General features: G+C 56.8%; 3 protein-coding genes. All 3 read right to left on the reverse strand.

What is annotated here, in order from left to right:
* Positions 1-92: 92 nt before the first annotated feature.
* Positions 93-785 (reverse strand): ATP-binding cassette domain-containing protein, encoded by a 693-nt coding sequence (locus tag ISF27_RS13045; RefSeq protein WP_194611900.1) that lies wholly within the window; start codon positions 783-785, stop codon positions 93-95.
* A complete protein-coding gene (locus ISF27_RS13050; RefSeq protein WP_194611901.1) occupies positions 785-1,456 on the reverse strand; it encodes an ABC transporter permease in 672 nt (223 codons plus the stop codon). Before ISF27_RS13050 ends, ISF27_RS13045 begins: the two co-directional genes overlap by 1 nt.
* Positions 1,457-1,539: 83 nt before the next feature.
* The gene (locus ISF27_RS13055; protein ID WP_235986444.1) at positions 1,540-2,529 is read right to left on the reverse strand and encodes a substrate-binding domain-containing protein; all 990 of its coding nucleotides are present in this window, start codon (positions 2,527-2,529) and stop codon (positions 1,540-1,542) included.
* Positions 2,530-2,761: the final 232 nt, after the last annotated feature.

Consider the following 2,761-nt stretch of genomic DNA (forward strand, 5'->3'; position numbering starts at 1 on the left):
AAATGCGGAATTATCCAGTGTTTTCAAGGCTTTTGGGGCGTTGTATTGCGCGCAGTTTTTCTCTAGTTGCACGTTTTATTGGAAGTCAACATTTATGAGCTCCCGAACGAGACCTCGGTGCTTGCGAGAAACTCGCGCACTGCCGGCACTTCCGGATGAAGAAGCAGTTCTTCCGGCGTACCCTCCGCGAGATGTCGGCCGCCTTCCATGAAGTGAACCCGGTCGCAGATGGCGCGGATCTGAACCAGCTGGTGGCTGATGATGATCCAGGTGACAGGGGTTTTCCGCTGATGTTCCCGGATCGTTTCCATGAACAGGGACGCGCTGTCGGGATCCAGATTGGACAATGTCTCGTCCACGACGATCAGTTTCGGTTCGAAGATCAGTGCACGCAGGAAGGAAAGCTTCTGCTGCTCCCCGCTGCTGAGCGTGCGGGCGCTCTGTTCCAGCTTCTGCTCCAGCCCGAAGCGGGCCGCCATAGCCCTGATTTTTGTTTCATCCGGCGCGATCCCGCGCAGCTGCAGCGGATAGATCAGATTCTTCCGCACCGTCGTGTGCATGAGATACGGCTGCTGCGTCATCATGGTCATCTCGCGCGGGCCAAGGCCTTCCGGGTCAATGTTTCCGCTGTCCGGCACCAGAATCCCCGCAATCACGCCCGCCAGCGTCGTCTTGCCGCTGCCGTTCGGCCCGATCAGCCCGTGCACCAGACCCGGGACAAAATCCACCGCGGGCAGATCCAGCGTAAAGGAGCCGCGGTGCAGCACAAGATTCCGGATCTTCATCACTGCGCCTCCTTCCGGAAATGATCTGCCAGCGTCTGCGCGGCAAACGCCATCAGCATCAGCACCGCGCCGAGAAACAGGCCTTCGTTGTAATCTCCTGCACCCTTCAGCGTCGAGATCGCCGTCGTCATGGTCCTGGTACTGTTCTTGATATTGCCGCCGACCAGAAACACCGCACCGACCTCGCTGATAGAGCGCCCGTACCCGGAAATGATGGCAAAATAAATTTCGTTCTTCATCTCAGAGAGCAGAAGCCGCGCGGTCTGGCGTCTGTCCGCACCCATGATGTGCGCAAACTGCCGGATCTCCGGCGCCGAACGTCTGGCATAGGTGTATACCATACCGCAGATGATCGGCGTGATGATCAGAACCTGCGCGATCACCATGCCGCGGATCGTGAACACCAGACGAAGGCCGCCGAACGGTCCCTTCTTCCGGAGCAGCATATAGGTAACCAGGCCGATGACGACCGGCGGAGCCCCCATCAGCGTCCGGTTAATCCGGACCACCAGGCGTTTGCCGGGGAATTCGTGCCGCTCGAGCGCCAGTCCGGCACTGATGCCCAGCACAGACGAGATCAGGGTGGACCAGAACGACATGACCACCGTCACGCGGATGGAGTCCAGAACACCCACCGTCCCGAAAAATTCATCAAATAAGCCAGCCGGCATACATCCTCCTGAAAAGAAAGCGGGGATTCCGGAACAGGATTCCGGATACCCCCGCTTCTCAGACTGTTACGTTTCGTCGATCATCAGTTATCGGTTCCCGCGTTCGGCGTGAACAGCGGCTCGCCGTACTTGTCGACGCCGAATTCACCGATCTTCTTCTGAATCTCATCGGAAGTGATCCACTCGATGAACTTGTTTGCCGCAGCGTTGTTCACATCCGGATACTTCTCCGGATTGACAGCGATGACGCCGTACTGGTTCAGCAGATTCTTCGCGCCTTCCACGACGATATCCATATCCGGGAAATTGCTCTTCTTCGCGAGCCAGGTTCCGCGGTCGGAGAGCGTGTAGCCTTCCATCTCGTTCGCCATCGCAAGCGTGTCCGCCATGCCGGCGCCTGCGGACTTGTAGTTCGGATTATCCTCGTAGTCCGTGATGCCGAGCGCTTCCCAGATGCCCTTCTCCTTGGTCTCCGTTCCGGAGTTGTCGCCTCTCGAGATGAAGGTGAGCTCGTCGTTCCGGATCTGCTTGAACGCAGCTTCGATGTCGTCTGTCTTCGCGATCGGGCCGTTCTTCGGTCCCACGATCACGAAATCGTTATACATCACCGGATACCGCTTCACGCCGTATCCGCTCTCCACGAAGGCTTCCTCTTTCTTCTTCGCGTGAACCAGGATCACATCTACCTCACCGTCCTCGGCTTTCTTGATCGCGTCGCCGGTGCCGACCGCAACCCACTTCAGATCGATGCCGGTATCCTCCTTGAAGATCGGCTGCAGATAATCCAGAAGTCCCGTGTTGTCCGTGCTCGTGGTGGTCGCCATCAGCAGCACGTCATCCGCACGCGCCGGAAGTTCCTTCACTGCGCCGCTTGTTTTCTTCTCTGAAGCAGCCGTCTTGGATTCCGCTGCCGCGGTCTCTGCTGCCTTCGTCTCAGCTGCAGTCTCCGCTTTCGTCTCTGCCGCTGCCTGTGTCGTCGCCGCGGCTGTCGCCGTGGAGCCGCTGCTGCAGGCCGTCATGGAAAGCGCCATCATCGCTGCAGCAGCCAGTGCTGCCAGTCTTCTTTTTTTCATATATCTTCTCCTCTCCTGTATCGTCCGCCGGCGGAACCCCCGCCCGCTGCTGGCATACTTTAGCTATAGAAAAAAATATATCATACAGGATAAGAGTTTTCAATTGTATTGCGGTTTTGCCCTATCTGTTTTTGATTATGGTGAATTGCTAAACGAAGTTCCACTCGCAAATTTTAAAACTGGAAGTTAATCCTTCCAAAAAAATACTGGAGGTTAATTCTTCCGAAAAAGG

This window comes from Clostridium vitabionis (assembly GCF_015351765.1).
GTDB classification, from domain to species: Bacteria; Bacillota; Clostridia; order Lachnospirales; family Lachnospiraceae; genus Clostridium_R; species Clostridium_R vitabionis.

Excerpts from the sequence above, each read along its gene's own strand:
- ISF27_RS13050 (WP_194611901.1), bottom strand. The coding sequence starts at position 1,456 with ATGCCGGCTGGCTTATTTGATGAATTTTTCGGGACGGTGGGTGTTCTG.
- ISF27_RS13055 (WP_235986444.1), bottom strand. The coding sequence starts at position 2,529 with ATGAAAAAAAGAAGACTGGCAGCACTGGCTGCTGCAGCGATGATGGCG.
- ISF27_RS13045 (WP_194611900.1), bottom strand. The coding sequence starts at position 785 with ATGAAGATCCGGAATCTTGTGCTGCACCGCGGCTCCTTTACGCTGGAT.